The sequence below is a fragment of the Oryzicola mucosus genome, assembly GCF_014534685.1.
Classification (GTDB): domain Bacteria; phylum Pseudomonadota; class Alphaproteobacteria; order Rhizobiales; family Rhizobiaceae; genus Oryzicola; species Oryzicola mucosus.
In genome coordinates, this window is sequence record NZ_JACVVX010000005.1 from 214,704 (window position 1) to 229,256 (window position 14,553).

Below are 14,553 nucleotides of genomic sequence, written 5' to 3' on the forward strand. Positions count from 1 at the left end.
CCCGCATAGCCTGCTCTCAATGGGGCAGACATGAAGATTTTCACGATCGCTGGAGCGTTGGCGTTGGGGATACTTGCCGGTTGCGGGTCCATGCCACCGGGGCGGGCAGAAGTTGCAGTAAAGACTGATTCCGCCGGCAAGATTGACGACGTGCGGATTATCAAGGCCACCAATGATAATTACCGCTTTATCAGCGGCGTAAAGCGAGAGGCAAAACGCGCCGTCCGGCGATTGGAGCCGGCGGGCGCGAATAAAACCTTCATCGTTCCGATTGTGATCGAATAAAGCGTCGCTATCGCCGCCGGATCAATTCAGCGGCGGGTAGAGCGTGTCGATGATCAGCCGCGAATCGTGGCGGGCGTCGAGCATGCCATAGGTGCCGCGCCACTGGCCGGCCAGCCTCGTCTCTATGAAGGCATCGGCGATGCGCCCTGCCCCCATACGGCGGAGTTCCGCTGCCGCTGCCGAGATGGCGAGCTGTTCGGTCAGGATTCTCGCCGATCCGGCGTCGGAATCGGCAACTTGCATGGCGGCGCGCAGCACGCTCATCGTGCCGCGACCGCTGGCGCCCAGATCCTTGTCGATGCCGGCAAGCACATCCTCGAACAGTCCCGGCGCACGGCTCAGAACCCGCAACACGTCGAGCGCCATGACATTGCCCGAGCCTTCCCAGATCGCATTGACCGGGGCCTCGCGGTAGTAGCGCGCGAGATTGCCTTCCTCGACATAACCGTTACCGCCGATGCACTCCATCGCTTCATAGAGCAGGCTCGGGGCGATCTTGCAGACCCAGTATTTGACGACCGGCGTCATGGCGCGGGCGAAGGCCGCTTCGGCGCGGTCGCCGGCGGCCTCGTCGAAGGACCGCGCCAGGCGGAAGGCCAGCGCAGTGGCTCCCGCCACATCAAGCGCCATATCGGCCAGCACACGCTGCATCAGCGGCTGGTCGACCAGCTTGGCACCGAATGCCTCGCGATGGCGGGTATGGTGCACCGCCTCCGCCAGACCGGCGCGCATCAAGGCTGCGGAGGCGACCGCGCAGTCCAGCCGCGTCAGCGTCACCATGTCCATGATCGTCTTGACGCCCTCGCCCGGCTCCCCGACGATCTCGCCGATAGCGCCCGCGAACTCCACCTCGGACGAGGCATTGGAGCGGTTGCCGAGCTTGTCCTTGAGCCGCTGGAACTTCAGCCCGTTGAGCGTGCCATCGCCGAGGATACGCGGCACCAGGAAACAGGACAGGCCTTCGCCCGTCTGTCCGAGCATCAGGAACGCGTCCGACATCGGCGCCGACATGAACCATTTATGGCCGGTGAGGCGATAGAAATTGCCGCCCGCCCTTTCCGCTTTGGTGACGTTGGAGCGGACGTCGGTGCCGCCCTGTTTTTCCGTCATGCCCATGCCGAGCGTCAGCCCGGTCTTGTCCACGGGTGGTTTCTGGGACTGGTCATATTTGCGCGTGGTCACCCGCGGCGCCCATTCGCGAAACAGTTTCGTATTGGCCATCAGCGCGGCAAGCGACGCGCTGGTCATGGTGATTGGGCAGAGGTGGCCGCTTTCGAGCTGCGCGGTGAGATAAAACCGCGCCGCCCTCACCTGGTGCCGGCGGCCGATTTCGTTTTCGCCGTTCTCCCAGACGGACGAATGCAGGCCACTCGTGATCGAGCGGCGCATCAACGCGTGATAGGCGGGGTGAAACTCGACGACATCGATGCGGCGACCCTGGCGGTCGTGGGTCCTGAGCTTCGGCACCTCGGTGTTGGCCAGCCGCGCCAGTTCCTGCGCCTCCGGCGTGTAGACGAAGCGGCCGAGGCCGTCGAGCTCGCGGCGCACCGGTTCGGAAAAGGTCTCGGCGATCTGGATCAGCATCGGATCGCCGCGCCAGGCATTCGACCCCGTCAAAGGCGGGGACTGGTTGGTTACGTCCTGCGTCACGCCATATCCTTGCTGCAGCGTTTCGAGCCGTCGAATCCGAGGCTGTTTCAACGGTTATAGAGCATGGTTCCCGCGCGAGGCGATGAAAATCCCGTGCGAAGTCCAGTTCAGCTGTGGAAGGCGCTTGCGAGCGGCAGGCCTGCGGCCTATAGCAGCGCCTTGAGATGACCGAAGCCCAGTCCCTGCCGCTCTATCCGCACCGCCACCTGCTTGGCATCAGGGGGCTATCCCCCGTCGATATCGAGCTTCTTCTCGACCGGGCCGATGCGGCGGTCTCCATTTCGCGACAGTCGGAGAAAAAAGTCTCCACTTTGCGCGGGCGCACCCAGATCAACCTGTTCTACGAATCCTCCACTCGAACGCAGTCGTCGTTCGAGCTGGCCGGCAAGCGCCTCGGCGCGGATGTCATGAACATGTCGGTGGCGAGCTCTTCGGTGAAGAAGGGCGAGACGCTGATCGACACGGCCATGACGCTGAATGCGATGCGGCCCGATATCCTGATCATCCGCCACCAGTCGGCGGGCGCGGCCGCCCTGCTCGCCCAGAAGGTCGGCTGTTCGGTCGTCAATGCGGGCGACGGCGCACATGAGCACCCCACCCAGGCTCTGCTCGACGCCCTGACCATCCGCCGCGCCAAGGGCCGGATCGGCGGCCTGACGGTGGCGATCTGCGGCGACATCCTGCATTCGCGCGTGGCGCGTTCCAATATCCTTCTGCTCAACGCTCTGGGCGCCCGGGTGCGGGTCGTCGCGCCCTCCACGCTGCTGCCGTCGGGCATCGCCGACATGAGCGTCGAGGTCTGCCCGACCATGGCGGAAGGTCTCAAGGGTGCCGACGTCGTGATGATGCTGCGCCTGCAGCGCGAGCGCATGGCCGGCGCTTTCGTGCCTTCGGTGCGCGAATATTTCCACTATTTCGGCCTCGATGCGAAGAAGCTTCAGGTCGCAAAGGAAGACGCGCTCGTGATGCATCCCGGCCCGATGAACCGTGGCGTCGAGATCGCCTCCGAAATCGCCGACGGTCCGCAAAGCGTGATTCAGGAACAGGTCGAGATGGGTGTCGCTGTCCGCATGGCGGTGATGGAAGCGCTGCTCGACCCGCGCCGAAACCAGGACCAGACGGCATGAGCATCACCGTTTTCGAACGCGCGCGCATTGTCGATCCCTCGCGCGGGCTGGACGAGGTCGGCACCGTCATCGTCGATGGCGGCACAGTTGTTGCGGCGGGCGCTTCGGCGCTGAACCAGGGCACGCCGGACGGTGCTGTGGTGATCGACTGCACAGGCAAGACCATTATTCCCGGCCTGATCGATGCCCGCGTTTTCATCGGCGAGCCGGGCGGCGAACATCGCGAAACCATTGCCTCGGCGAGCGCCGCGGCGGCGGCCGGGGGCGTGACCTCGCTGGTGATGATGCCCGACACCGATCCGGTGATCGACAATGTCGCATTGGTCGAATTCGTGCTGCGGACGGCGCGCGACACCGCCCAGGTCAATATCTTCCCTGCCGCTGCCATCACAAAAGGGCTCGACGGCCACGAGATGACCGAATTCGGCCTGCTGCGCGAAGCCGGTGCCGTTGCCTTCACCGACGGCCGGCACACCATTGGCAGCGCCATGGTCATGCGCCGCGCGCTCACCTATGCGCGCGATTTCGGCGCCGTCATCATGCACGAAACGCAGGATGCGGACCTTGCCTCATCGGGTGTGATGAACGAAGGGCTCTACGCAAGCTGGCTCGGCCTCTCCGGCATTCCGCGCGAGGCCGAACTGATTCCGCTGCAGCGAGACATCGCGCTCGCAAGGCTGACGCGCGGCAACTACCACGCCGCAAAGATATCAACCGCGATGTCTGCCGCCGCAGTTGCAAAGGCCAAGGCCGACGGCGTCAAAGTAACCGCCGGCGTGTCGGTGAACAGTCTGGCGCTGAACGAGCACGATGTCGGAGAATACCGCACCTTCTTCCGGCTTGCGCCGCCGCTGCGCGCGGAAGAGGACCGTCTGGCGATGGTCGATGCGCTCAGGGACGGCACCATCGACATCGTCGTCTCCTCGCACGATCCGCAGGACGTCGACACCAAGCGCCTGCCCTTTTCCGATGCCGCCGCCGGCGCGGTCGGGCTGGAAACGCTTCTGGGCGTGGTGCTGCGGCATCACCACAACGACGAAGTTCCCCTGCTTCGGCTGATCGACGCGGTTTCCAGCGCCCCGGCACGTCTGTTCGGCCTGCCTGGCGGAACGCTGAAGCCCCGCGCTGCCGCCGATCTCGCTGTTGTCGATCTCGACGAGCCCTGGGTGGTTCGGGAGCAAGATTTGCGGTCCCGCTCCAAGAACAGCTGTTTCGAAGGCGCCCGCCTGCAAGGCAGGGTCTTGCAAACGCTCGTGGGCGGACGCACAGTATTTCAGGCCTGAATTGGGGCAGGCCGGAAGCCTACGGGGACTAAGACTTTGATGCCGGACGAGATTTTTCCGACTGCGACGCATATCCTGGTCGCAGCTCTGGTGCTTGGATATGTGCTGGGCTCCATCCCCTTCGGCCTTTTGATCACCCGCGCGGCAGGCCTTGGAGACGTTCGCAACATCGGCTCCGGCAACATCGGCGCGACCAATGTCCTGCGCACCGGCAACAAGAAGCTGGCCGCTGCGACGCTGATCCTCGACATGCTGAAAGGCACGGTCGCGGTGCTGGTAGCTCTGCAATGGGGCGTCGAGCCCGCGCTCGCCGCCGGTCTCGGCGCCTTCATCGGCCATCTCTATCCGGTCTGGCTCAAATTCAAAGGCGGCAAGGGTGTCGCCACCTATCTTGGTGTGCTGATCGGCCTGTATTGGCCGGTGGCGCTGCTGTTCGCCGTGATCTGGCTGCTGGTCGCCTTCATCAGCCGCTATTCGTCGCTGTCGGCTCTGTGTGCCGCGATTGCCGTTCCGGTATCGCTCTATATCCTCGGTGAGCCGCGCATTGCAGGGCTGTTCACGGTCATGACCGTGATCGTTTTCATCAAGCACCGCGCCAACATCTCCCGTCTCATGGCGGGAACCGAAAGCCGGATCGGCTCAAAGGGATGAAGCAAGCCGGCGCCGGTCCCCGCCTGACAGATCGGCAACGGATCAACTGGCTTCGGCTCATCCGCACGCCCAATGTCGGGCCGGCGAGTTTTCGCGATCTGGTCAACCGATTCGGCTCGGCGGAAGCGGCTATCGCGATGCTGCCGGAACTGATGCTGTCGGGCGGCGCAAAGCGCGTCGTGACAATCCCCTCGGTGGACGACGCTGAGCGCGAGATCGAAGCCTTGCACCGCTTCGGCGGCCGTTTCGTCGCCATCGGCGAACCCGACTATCCGCCGGTCGTGCGCAACATGGACCATCCGCCGCCGCTGCTCTCGGTGAAGGGCGACACCTCCGTCTTTGCATTGCCAGCCATCGCCATCGTCGGCGCCAGAAATGCCTCGCTGGCCGGCATCAAGTTTGCGAGGAAGCTCGCCTATGACCTTGGCTCCGCTGGATATAGCGTCGTGTCGGGCCTTGCGCGCGGCATCGACACCGCCGCACATCAAGGCAGCCTCGCCACCGGAACCGTCGCAGTGCTGGCTGGCGGTCTCGACTGCATCTATCCGCCGGAGAATGCCGGGCTTTTCGATGAGATCGTCGCCCGCGGCGCCGCCGTCAGCGAAATGCCTTTCGGCTGGAAGCCGCGCGCCCAGGATTTCCCGCGCCGCAACCGCATCGTCGCCGGCATGTCGCTCGGTTTGATCGTCGTTGAAGCGGCGGACCGGTCCGGGTCGTTGATCAGCGCGCGCCTCGCCAACGAGATGGGGCGGCTGGTCTTCGCTGTGCCAGGCTCTCCCCTCGACCCAAGGGCCGCCGGCACCAATCGCCTGCTCAAGGACGGCGCCATCCTCGTCACCGAGGTTGCCGATGTACTCGACGCCTTGCGGCCGATCGCAAAAAAAGGCGTGTCAACGATGACGCTGGAAGAGCCGCCGGATTTCGGATCCGTGCCCTTGCCAGCCGAGGACGACAGGAGCCGGGTGATCGAGGCGCTCGGACCGACGCCGACGGGCGTGGACGAGATCATTCGTCATACGGAACTGCATCCGGCTCAGGTCTTCATGATTCTGCTTGAGCTCGATCTGGCGGGGCGTCTCGAACGTCATGCCGGCGGGTCGGTGTCACTTCTTGCGGGGCTGGACTGATGCCGATTCGCTGCGGACGACCTCGCCAGCTTCGATGAACGCCATCTCAATATAATATGCGAGCATCGGACAGCGTTCTTTTTCGGCCATCATGCGCAACTGGCCGAGCATCGAGTGCACATATTCAAGTGTTGCGATCTTCCTCTGTCCAGTAGCCGTCTGATGCATGCAAGAATGCCTTCCTTGTCCTGCTAGCGCTTTCGAAAAAGATGCTGATTTGTCCGGAGGCTGCGCCGTAAAATCACAAACTTGATCACGGGTCGCAGCTTAAGATATTTATCCTAGATTGCAATATTTCCTAAAAAGAAATCTATGGTTGTAGTCAGCTGAAAAGGTCGATTTCGCCGCCGCCCCTTGACCGATTGAAAAAGCACGGCCATTTGACGGGCGAACGATATCAATAAAAGGCGTGCAGAAAGTCTGATCTGGACTGTAACCGCCGGAAATCATGAGTACCCATGGACGTTGTCGTCGTAGAATCGCCGGCCAAAGCCAAGACGATCAACAAATATCTCGGCAAGAACTATAAGGTTCTGGCATCGTTCGGCCATGTCCGCGACCTCCCGGCGAAAGACGGCTCCGTGCGCCCCGATGAGGACTTTGCGATGTCCTGGGCGGTCGATGGCGCCTCCTCCAAGCGCCTCGCCGATATTTCCAAGGCGGTAAAAGAGGCCGACGGCCTGATCCTCGCCACCGATCCGGATCGCGAAGGCGAGGCGATTTCCTGGCACGTTCTGGAGGTGCTCAAGCAAAAGCGCGTGCTCAAGGACAAGCCGGTCAGTCGCGTGGTGTTCAACGCCATCACCAAGCAGTCGGTGCTCGAGGCCATGGCCAACCCGCGCCAGATCGACGTCGCACTCGTCGATGCCTATCTGGCCCGTCGCGCGCTGGATTATCTCGTCGGCTTCACCCTGTCGCCGGTCCTGTGGCGCAAGCTGCCGGGCGCGCGTTCAGCCGGTCGTGTGCAGTCGGTAGCGCTTCGCCTGGTCTGCGACCGTGAAGCTGAGATCGAGCGTTTCATCGCCGTCGAATACTGGCAGATCGCTGCCATCCTGGGCACGCCGCGCGCCGAGCAGTTCGAGGCGAAGCTGACGGCGTTCGAAGGCAAGAGGCTGCAGAGGCTCGACATTTCGTCGAAAGCTCAGGCCGATGACATCCGGTCGATGCTGGAAGGCGCGTCATTCAGCACCGCATCGGTCGAGGCCAAGCCGGCCAAGCGCAACCCCGGACCGCCCTTCACCACCTCGACGCTGCAACAGGCCGCGTCTTCGCGCCTCGGTTTCTCCGCGAACCGCACCATGCAGGTTGCGCAGAGGCTCTATGAAGGTCTCGACATCGGCGGCGAGACGGCCGGTCTCATCACCTATATGCGTACCGACGGCGTGCAGATGGCGCCCGAGGCGATATCGGCTGCCCGTGCGACCATCGGCAAGGAATTCGGCGACAAGTATCTGCCCGAAAAGCCGCGCTATTATTCGGCGAAGGCCAAGAACGCGCAGGAAGCCCACGAAGCGATCCGCCCGACCGACTTCTCGCGGCTGCCGTCCGACGTCAGCAAATATCTCGATGCCGACCAGGCCCGGCTCTACGAGATGATCTGGAAGCGCGCCATCGCCAGCCAGATGCAGCCTGCGGAATTCGAGCGCACGACGGTGGAGATCGAGGCGACCAACGGTGGCCGCCATGCCAATCTGCGTGCCGTCGGTTCGGTGATGCGTTTCGACGGCTTCATCGCCGCCTACACGGATCACAAGGAAGAGGATTCGGAGGACGAGGAAAACAAGCGCCTCCCCGAAATCCGCTCCGGCGAGACGATGAAGCGCGAGGCGATCAACGCCACCCAACATACGACGGAGCCGCCGCCCCGCTATTCGGAAGCATCGCTGATCAAGAAGATGGAAGAGCTCGGCATCGGCCGCCCTTCGACTTATGCATCGACGCTGAAGACGCTTGAGGACCGCGAATACGTCACAGTCGACAAGCGCAGGCTGACGCCGCAGGCCAAGGGTCGGTTGGTCACAGCCTTCCTGGAGGGATTCTTCGAGCGTTATGTCGAATATGACTTCACGGCAGCTCTTGAAGAGCGGCTGGACGAGATTTCCGACGGCAAGCTCGCTTACCGCGAGGTACTGCGCGATTTCTGGAACGACTTCTCCAAAGCCGTGGAGAACATCAAGGAACTTCGCGTCACCGAGGTGCTGGACGCGCTCAACGAAGAACTCGCACCGCTGGTCTTTCCTGAACGCGAAGATGGCTCGAATCCGCGCATCTGTCCGAAATGCGGCACGGGCAACCTGTCGCTGAAGCTCGGCAAATATGGCGCTTTCGTCGGCTGCTCGAACTATCCCGATTGCGGCTTTACCCGTCAGCTCGGCGGCGACGGCACCAACGGCAACGGCGATGCGGCAGGGCTTGAAGACGGCACCAAGGCGCTGGGCGTCGACCCCTATACCAAGGAAGAGATCACCCTGCGCAGCGGCCGTTTCGGTCCTTATGTCCAGCGCGGCGAAGGCAAGGAAGCCAAGCGTTCCAGCCTGCCGAAGGGCTGGACCACGGATTCGATCGACCATGAGAAGGCGCTTGCGCTGCTTTCTCTTCCGCGCGATGTCGGCAAGCACCCCGAAAGCGGCAAGATGATCTCCGCCGGACTCGGGCGGTATGGGCCCTTCGTCCTGTGCGACGGCACTTATGCCAATCTCGAGAGCATCGAGGATGTGTTTTCGATCGGCCTGAACCGCGCCGTGACGGTGCTTGCGGAAAAGCAGTCCAAGGGCAAGGGCGCCCGCACAGCCGCCGCGGCCCTCAAGGAGTTCGGCGACCATCCCGATGGCGGCGGCAAGATCGTCGTGCGCGACGGCAAATACGGTCCATACGTCAATTTTGGCAAGGTCAATGCGACGCTGCCGAAGGGCAAGGACCCCGCCACGATCACGCTTGAGGAAGCCCTGGCGCTGATTGCCGAAAAGCAGGGCAAGGATGGCGGCACGACGAAGAAGAAACCGGCGAAGTCAGCCAGCACTGCCAGGAAGCCGGCAAAGTCGGCCAGCGCGGCGAAGTCTGCTCCGGCAAAGGCGAAGTCTGCTCCGGCAAAGAAGCAGCCCTCCCCGGCGAAGAAAAAAGGCTGACCAGCGTGGCGCGGAAAATTCCCGGAACCAAGACCGGCAAAAGCCGCGCCGGCGGAGCCGAAGGCGGCACGTCCTATCGTCCGTCCCGTGACGATATCCTGCGATACGTTGCCGAAAATCCGGATCGCGCCGGCAAGCGCGAGATCATCAAGGCCTTTGGGCTGAAAGGCGACGACCGGCCCTGGCTGAAAGACACGCTGCGCGAGTTGCAGGATGAAGGTCTGCTGGCCGGCAATCGTAAGCGGCTGACGCGCCCGGGCGCGCTTGCCCATGTCGCCGTACTCGATATTTTCGGGCGCGACGACGAAGGCACGCTTCTTGCCCGGCCCTCCGAACAAGCCGACGGCCCGCTGGTCGCAATCCGCATCCGCAAGACCGACGCGGCGACCGCGCCCGGCGTCGGTGACCGCGTTTTGGCCAAGACGTTTCCGGCCGAGGACTATCTCGGCGAGCCCGACCAGCCCGCCTATACGGCGCGGGTGATGAAGGTGTTCGAGCATCGCAAGGACACGACCTTGGGTGTGTTCCGCATCCTCGAAGACGGCACGTACCGCATCGAGCCGGTCGAGCGGCGTCAGCCGGAACTGGTGATCGAAAAGGATTTCCGCAACGGCGCCGAACCGGGCGACCTGGTCGAGGTCGAGGCGGGCAATTCCAGCCGTTACGGCCTGCCACGCGGCAAGGTTATCTCGGTTCTCGGCTCCCTGACCAATGAAAAGGCGGTCTCAATGATCGCCATTCACGCCCATGACATTCCCTATGTCTGGCCGCAGGAGACCCTTGAGGAAGCCGAGCGCGTCGAGCCTGCAAGCCTGCGGGGTCGCGAGGATTGGCGCGACCTTCCGCTTATCACTATCGACCCGGCGGATGCCAAGGACCACGACGACGCGGTCTTTGCCGAGCCGGATTCGGACGAGAACAACCAGGGCGGCATCATCGCCACTGTGGCCATCGCCGATGTCGCAGCGTATGTCACGCCCGGCTCCGCCCTCGACCGCGAGGCGCTTCGGCGCGGCAATTCCGTCTATTTCCCCGACCGCGTCGTACCGATGCTGCCGGAGCGGATTTCCAACGATCTGTGCTCGCTGAAGGAACTGGTGGACCGTCCCGCGCTGGCCGTGAGGATGACGTTCTCCGCCGAGGGCCGGAAAATCCGGCACTCGTTCCACCGCATCATGATGAAGTCGGCGGCAAAGCTTTCCTACCAGCAGGCCCAGGCGGCAATCGACGGCGTGCCGGACGACAAGACCGATCCGATCCTCGACACAATCCTGAAGCCGCTATGGGCGGCCTATGATTTGCTCAAGCGGGGCCGCCAGGCGCGCGAACCGCTGGAACTCGATCTGCCCGAGCGCAAGATTTTGCTCAAGCCGGACGGCACCGTGGATCGCGTCATCGTCCCCGAGCGCCTGGATGCGCACAAGCTGATCGAAGAGTTCATGATCCAGGCCAATGTGGCGGCCGCTGAAACGCTTGAAAACAAGAAGCAGCGGCTGATCTACCGCATTCACGACGTTCCCTCGCTGTCCAAGCAGGAATCGCTGCGCGAATTCCTGCAGACCATCGGCCTGTCGCTGGCGCGTGGCGCCCAGATACGGGCAGGCCAGTTCAACGGCATTCTCGAGCGGGTGCGCGGCGCGGATAACGAACAGCTCGTCAATGAAGTCGTTCTGCGCTCGCAGAGCCAGGCCGAGTACAATCCGGACAATATCGGCCATTTCGGCCTGAATCTCCGGCGCTATGCGCATTTCACCTCGCCGATCCGCCGCTATGCCGACCTCATCGTCCACCGTGCGCTGATCTCGGCGCTCGGCCTCGGCTCCGATGGGCTTACGCAGGTGGAGGAAGACAGGCTCGAAGAGATTTCCGGTCTCATTTCCCAGAGCGAGCGCCGCGCGATGGCGGCGGAGCGCGACACCGTCGACCGCCTGACGGCCGGCTATCTCGCCGAGCGTGTCAACGAGGCGTTCGACGGGCGCATCTCCGGTGTCACCAAGTCGGGTCTGTTCGTGATGCTGCCGCAGTTCGGCGCCGACGGCTTCATTCCTATTTCGACATTGGGCGACGATTATTTCGTGTTCGATGAGGCAGCGCGTGCGCTGTTCGGCGAGCGCAGCGGAAAAGGCTACCAGCTCGCCGACAGCGTTCAGGTCAAGCTGGTCGAAATTGCGCCGCTTGCGGGCGCTATCCGCTTCGAGATGTTGAGCGAACCCAAGCCCCTGCCCGGCTCGAAACGGTCGTTCCACAAGTCCAAGGGCCAGAAGAGCCGCTCGCGGGCGTCGCAACCACGGCGCGGCGGAAGCGGGCACAAGCGGAGGTCGTGATGGAGCAGCAGGTTTTCGGCGGCGAAGCACCGGTGGCGCGACCCAAACGCCAGGTATGGGAAGCGATCAAATGCGGAATTCTGGGCAAATGTCCGCGCTGCGGCGAAGGCCGTCTGTTCCAGTCCTTCGTCAAGACCGTGGATGAATGCGAGGTCTGCGGCGAGCAGATCCATCACCATCGCGCCGACGATCTTCCCGCCTATCTGGTCGTGCTTGTCGTCGGCCACATCGTCGTCGGGGCTTTCATGGCCATCGAAGCCGTCAGCACCATGTCCATGTGGTCGCATCTGGCCATCTGGGTGCCGCTGACGATCATATCGTCGCTTGTCCTGCTCCGTCCTTGCAAAGGCGCTGTCGTTGGACTGCAATGGGCGCTGTATATGCACGGCTTCGGTGACGAAGAGGAGCGTTTGGAAACGCATCCTGAACTACAGTAGACGCGGCATGCCGCAGAGCTTCGCTCGACGTGAATTAAATTGAGGTTTGTCCATGGAAGGCATGACGCGCACCGAACTCGACAAGGTCGAGAACAAGGATTTTGCGCTCAAGAAGGGCAAGGCTCTGCGTCCCCGAGATGCTGCCACCCTGATTCTGCTTGACCGTCATGCCGATGGCGACGTGCGTGTGCTGATGGGCAAACGCCATGAGAGACACGCTTTCATGCCGGGACGGTTCGTCTTCCCGGGCGGTCGCACCGATCCCGCCGACAGTCGTATCGCCGTGGTCAAGGGGTTGGACCCCGCCGACGAACTCAAGCTGCGCACCGGTCGCACCACGGCCGCGCGTGCCCGCGCAATTGCCCTGTCGGCGATCCGAGAGACCTATGAGGAGGCGGGCTTGCTGATCGGCGAACGCGGCGATTTCGTTGCCGGCCGGCCGGATTGGCAGGGCTTTGCCGACCACGGCGTCAGGCCGTCGCTGGCGGGGCTGCGCGTGGTCGCTCGCGCGATCACGCCGCCGGGACGCGTCAGGCGCTACGATACCTGGTTCTTCACTGCGTGGAGAAGCAGCGTGGCGCTTGAACTGCCCGAGGGCGGGCCGACCGACGAACTGGAGGAATGCGCCTGGCTGACCTTCGACCAGGCCGTCGAGCAGGATTTGCCACAGATCACGAAGACCGTCCTGTCCGATCTTCGAAGCCGTCTGGAGACCGACTCGGAGCTGGCCGATCCCGTGCAGGTGCCCTTCTACCGGATGCTGAACAACCGCTTCCTGCGCGAACTGCTTTAGCCACGGTCATGACTGAACAGACATCCGCGGCGCATCCCGAGCGCATCCAGTGGCGCTCGATATCGGCCGCCATCGCCTCGATCAGCGTGGTCGGCATCGCCATCGGCCTCGGCACGCCTTTATTGAGCATCATCCTCGAATCGCGCGGCCATTCCGCCTCGATGATCGGTCTCAACAGCGCGGTCGCCGGCATCGCCTCGATTGCCGCCGCCCCGCTCGCAACACCTCTGGCGGCACGACTTGGTGTTGTTCCGACTATGCTTCTGGCTATCTTCGCCGGTGCGGCTGCCTTCGTCGGCTTCCATTTTTCACCCTATTTCTGGATGTGGTTTCCGCTGCGGGCGATCTTGCATATCGCTCTCACCATCCTGTTCATCCTGTCGGAATTCTGGATCAGCACCTCGGCTCCGCCGCACCGGCGAGGTCTTGTGCTTGGAATCTATGCGACGGTGCTTTCGCTGGGCTTCGCAGTCGGACCCTGGATTTTTTCCATCATCGGCAGCGGCGGTTTCCTGCCGTTCGGCGTCACCTGTGTGCTTGTCACCATCGCCGCCATTCCGGTCTTTCTGGCGCGCAAGGAAAGTCCAAGACTGTCGCTGGGCGGCAGCACGCGCGGCTTCCTGCGCTACACATGGCTGGTTCCGACGGCAACGGCCGCCGTCCTCGTCTTCGGAGCCGTCGAAACCGGCGGTTTCACGCTGTTTCCGGTCTATGGCAATCGCATCGGCTATTCCGAAGGCGACGCAGCCTTGCTTCTGACCATGATCGGACTTGGCAACGTCATCCTGCAGATCCCGATCGGCATGCTCAGCGACCGGGTACGCGACCGCCGCTGGCTCCTGCTCGCCTGCGCGGCGGTGGGCCTGGTCGGCACCGTTGCGATCCCCTTCGTCGCAGGCAACTGGTATGTCCTGGCCGGCCTCCTGTTTGTCTGGGGCGGCGTGGTCGCAGCCCTCTATACGGTCGGCCTGGCTCATCTCGGCTCGCAGCTTTCCGGCCACGACCTCGCCTCCGCGAATGCCGCCTTCATCTTCTGCTACGGCATCGGCATGATTCTGGGACCGCAAACGATCGGCCTCGGCATGGATCTTTTCGGCGCCCACGGCTTCAGCTGGGCACTCGCAATCTTCTTCGCCTGTTATGTTGTGCTTGCCGCATCGCGGCTTCTGGTCGGTCGAGGCAAAGTCTCGGGTTGACTTTTGAGGCACGATCTTTATGTGTCGCGCCAGGTTTTCCGCGTCCGGGTGATTTTCCCGTCTAGAAGCGGTTTCAACACAAGAGCACCAACGGACGAGATCATGGCCAAGGCAGCAAATATCAAGATCAAGCTTCTGTCGACCGCAGACACCGGTTTCTTCTATGTGACGAGCAAGAACAGCCGTACGAAGACCGACAAGCTGTCGTTCCGCAAATACGACCCGGTTGCGAAGAAGCATGTCGAGTTCAAGGAAACCAAGATCAAGTAATCTGGTTTCTTCATCGATGCGACGATGCCGCCTTCGGGCGGCATTTTCATGTCTGGGCTTTGGTGAGAAAAAAGGGGTCGGCCGACAGTCCGAAAGCGGTACGAGGATGCCGCTGTTATCAGCGTCGGCCGACCGACCCCACAGAACCCAGGAGATGCGGCGGACCTGAGCGTCATGGGGCATTTTTATACTGCGGTGTCTTTAAGAATGACATCCGCGATGTCGCGACAGTCGCGCAGCAACTGCCGAAAATCAAGGACTTCTTAAGAGCTGAGCAGTGCTCGG

At 62.8% G+C, this 14,553-nt stretch carries 13 protein-coding genes; 11 read left to right on the top strand and 2 right to left on the bottom strand.

Annotated features, from left to right (window positions below; translation table 11 throughout):
• The first annotated feature begins 30 nt into the window (after positions 1 to 30).
• Positions 31 to 285, top strand: a complete 255-nt coding sequence (locus tag ICI42_RS16880) for an energy transducer TonB (RefSeq protein WP_188165760.1) — start codon at positions 31 to 33, stop codon at positions 283 to 285.
• 21 nt (positions 286 to 306) lie between these two features.
• On the opposite strand, the gene ICI42_RS16885 is transcribed toward ICI42_RS16880, so the two are convergent.
• Positions 307 to 1,935: an acyl-CoA dehydrogenase family protein gene (locus ICI42_RS16885; RefSeq protein WP_188165761.1), complete on the bottom strand. Its 1,629-nt coding sequence runs from the start codon at positions 1,933 to 1,935 to the stop codon at positions 307 to 309.
• 164 nt (positions 1,936 to 2,099) lie between these two features.
• On the opposite strand from ICI42_RS16885, the gene ICI42_RS16890 reads away from it, so the two are divergent.
• Genes ICI42_RS16890 through dprA form a run of 4 tightly spaced genes read left to right on the top strand, consistent with a single transcriptional unit; the run spans position 2,100 to position 6,123 of the window.
• Positions 2,100 to 3,062, top strand: a complete 963-nt coding sequence (locus tag ICI42_RS16890) for an aspartate carbamoyltransferase catalytic subunit (protein ID WP_188165762.1) — start codon at positions 2,100 to 2,102, stop codon at positions 3,060 to 3,062.
• Positions 3,059 to 4,345 carry a dihydroorotase gene (locus tag ICI42_RS16895; protein WP_188165763.1) on the top strand — a complete coding sequence of 429 codons (1,287 nt, stop codon included), beginning with the start codon at positions 3,059 to 3,061 and terminating at the stop codon, positions 4,343 to 4,345. The genes ICI42_RS16890 and ICI42_RS16895 overlap by 4 nt, the downstream gene beginning before the upstream one ends.
• A gap of 39 nt (positions 4,346 to 4,384) precedes the next feature.
• A complete protein-coding gene (gene plsY, locus ICI42_RS16900) occupies positions 4,385 to 4,996 on the top strand; it encodes a glycerol-3-phosphate 1-O-acyltransferase PlsY (protein ID WP_188165764.1) in 612 nt (203 codons plus the stop codon).
• Positions 4,993 to 6,123, top strand: a complete 1,131-nt coding sequence (gene dprA, locus ICI42_RS16905) for a DNA-processing protein DprA (protein WP_188165765.1) — start codon at positions 4,993 to 4,995, stop codon at positions 6,121 to 6,123. Before plsY ends, dprA begins: the two co-directional genes overlap by 4 nt.
• On the opposite strand, the gene ICI42_RS16910 is transcribed toward dprA, so the two are convergent.
• Positions 6,100 to 6,291 carry a hypothetical protein gene (locus tag ICI42_RS16910; RefSeq protein ID WP_188165766.1) on the bottom strand — a complete coding sequence of 64 codons (192 nt, stop codon included), beginning with the start codon at positions 6,289 to 6,291 and terminating at the stop codon, positions 6,100 to 6,102. The genes dprA and ICI42_RS16910 overlap by 24 nt on opposite strands.
• Before the next feature lie 290 nt (positions 6,292 to 6,581).
• Here ICI42_RS16910 and topA point away from each other — a divergent pair, with 290 nt between their 5' ends.
• The 6 genes from topA to rpmG all read left to right on the top strand — a co-directional run bounded on the left by topA (position 6,582) and on the right by rpmG (position 14,268).
• Complete coding sequence (topA, locus tag ICI42_RS16915; RefSeq protein WP_188165767.1) at positions 6,582 to 9,248, top strand: type I DNA topoisomerase; 2,667 nt, start codon at positions 6,582 to 6,584, stop codon at positions 9,246 to 9,248.
• Between the two features lie 5 nt (positions 9,249 to 9,253).
• Positions 9,254 to 11,572: a ribonuclease R gene (gene rnr / locus ICI42_RS16920; RefSeq protein WP_188165768.1), complete on the top strand. Its 2,319-nt coding sequence runs from the start codon at positions 9,254 to 9,256 to the stop codon at positions 11,570 to 11,572.
• Complete coding sequence (locus ICI42_RS16925) at positions 11,572 to 12,009, top strand: DUF983 domain-containing protein (protein ID WP_188165769.1); 438 nt, start codon at positions 11,572 to 11,574, stop codon at positions 12,007 to 12,009. Before rnr ends, ICI42_RS16925 begins: the two co-directional genes overlap by 1 nt.
• Before the next feature lie 52 nt (positions 12,010 to 12,061).
• Positions 12,062 to 12,802: an NUDIX hydrolase gene (locus ICI42_RS16930; protein WP_188165770.1), complete on the top strand. Its 741-nt coding sequence runs from the start codon at positions 12,062 to 12,064 to the stop codon at positions 12,800 to 12,802.
• A gap of 8 nt (positions 12,803 to 12,810) precedes the next feature.
• A complete protein-coding gene (locus ICI42_RS16935) occupies positions 12,811 to 13,998 on the top strand; it encodes an MFS transporter (protein ID WP_188165771.1) in 1,188 nt (395 codons plus the stop codon).
• A 102-nt stretch (positions 13,999 to 14,100) separates the two neighbouring features.
• Positions 14,101 to 14,268: a 50S ribosomal protein L33 gene (gene rpmG / locus ICI42_RS16940; RefSeq protein WP_006201775.1), complete on the top strand. Its 168-nt coding sequence runs from the start codon at positions 14,101 to 14,103 to the stop codon at positions 14,266 to 14,268.
• Positions 14,269 to 14,553: the final 285 nt, after the last annotated feature.

Coding starts and splice junctions, on each gene's coding strand:
- ICI42_RS16925 (WP_188165769.1), top strand. CDS start 11,572: ATGGAGCAGCAGGTTTTCGGCGGCGAAGCACCGGTGGCGCGACCCAAA.
- ICI42_RS16895 (WP_188165763.1), top strand. CDS start 3,059: ATGAGCATCACCGTTTTCGAACGCGCGCGCATTGTCGATCCCTCGCGC.
- ICI42_RS16910 (WP_188165766.1), bottom strand. CDS start 6,291: ATGCATCAGACGGCTACTGGACAGAGGAAGATCGCAACACTTGAATAT.
- ICI42_RS16935 (WP_188165771.1), top strand. CDS start 12,811: ATGACTGAACAGACATCCGCGGCGCATCCCGAGCGCATCCAGTGGCGC.
- ICI42_RS16880 (WP_188165760.1), top strand. CDS start 31: ATGAAGATTTTCACGATCGCTGGAGCGTTGGCGTTGGGGATACTTGCC.
- dprA (WP_188165765.1), top strand. CDS start 4,993: ATGAAGCAAGCCGGCGCCGGTCCCCGCCTGACAGATCGGCAACGGATC.
- plsY (WP_188165764.1), top strand. CDS start 4,385: ATGCCGGACGAGATTTTTCCGACTGCGACGCATATCCTGGTCGCAGCT.
- ICI42_RS16930 (WP_188165770.1), top strand. CDS start 12,062: ATGGAAGGCATGACGCGCACCGAACTCGACAAGGTCGAGAACAAGGAT.
- topA (WP_188165767.1), top strand. CDS start 6,582: ATGGACGTTGTCGTCGTAGAATCGCCGGCCAAAGCCAAGACGATCAAC.
- rpmG (WP_006201775.1), top strand. CDS start 14,101: ATGGCCAAGGCAGCAAATATCAAGATCAAGCTTCTGTCGACCGCAGAC.
- ICI42_RS16890 (WP_188165762.1), top strand. CDS start 2,100: ATGACCGAAGCCCAGTCCCTGCCGCTCTATCCGCACCGCCACCTGCTT.